1 protein-coding gene is annotated in these 828 nt (G+C 71.3%); it reads left to right on the top strand.

Annotated elements, in window-relative coordinates; translation table 11 throughout:
* Nucleotides 1-139: 139 nt before the first annotated feature.
* A partial coding sequence (locus ACOADB_RS18035) for a fibronectin type III domain-containing protein (RefSeq protein WP_378601475.1) occupies nucleotides 140-828 on the top strand: 689 nt, incomplete at its 3' end.

Below are 828 nucleotides of genomic sequence, written 5' to 3' on the forward strand. Positions count from 1 at the left end.
CACCACGATCGGCAGGCGAACCCACCGGACACATCGCTGGGCGGGTGCCCTCGTTGCGCTCCTCTGTGCTCTGCCACTGGTCGGCCTGAGCGCTGCTCCCGCCCTCGCTGCCAGGCCGGGCCGGGCCGGCATCTCGTGGGTGAACGCGCAGATCCTCAACCGGGGACCGTCGGTGGCCGTCGAGGTGCAGTGGCCGCGCGTGCGCGGCGCGACGTCGTACCAGATCGAGCTCGCCCTCTCGTCCGGGGCGATCTCGAGCACCGAGGTCCAGGGCTCGAGCACCAAGCGGACCGTGACGGTCCGCGGGACCAGCAGCAGCGTCCAGAGGGGCGTTGCCACCGGACTCCGCCCCGGGTCGACGTACTGCTTCCAGATCCGCGCTCGCAACCGCAGTGGCTTCGGCCATCGCGGAGGCCTCCATTGCAAGGTCACGGTTCGAGCGAACCGGCCAGTGCCGCCGAGCCCGATCCCGATGGCGATCGCGACCTACAACACCTGCAGCAGCGCCTGCACCAGCACGCTGGGCGCGTGGAGCGCCCGCGGCCCCCGGGTGCGCGACAGGGTCCTCCAGATGAACATCGGCGCCAACGGCCGACGTGCCGACATCGTCGCCATCCAGGAGGGCAACCTGGCCACGCCCTACCTGACCAGCGCGCTCGACGGCACCTTCACCCGCGGTTGCCAGACCGGTGACGGCACCGGCCACCCGTCCCACGACCTGCAGTCCCTGTTCGTCCGCTACGCCACGTACGAGGTCGTGCCGGGCACCGCCGGCGGTCTTCTCTTCGCGCAGTACGACGACCCCGTCCACGGCGCGTGCTGGGTGAA

Source organism: Nocardioides sp. CPCC 206348 (genome assembly GCF_048654705.1).
Lineage (GTDB): Bacteria > Actinomycetota > Actinomycetes > Propionibacteriales > Nocardioidaceae > Nocardioides.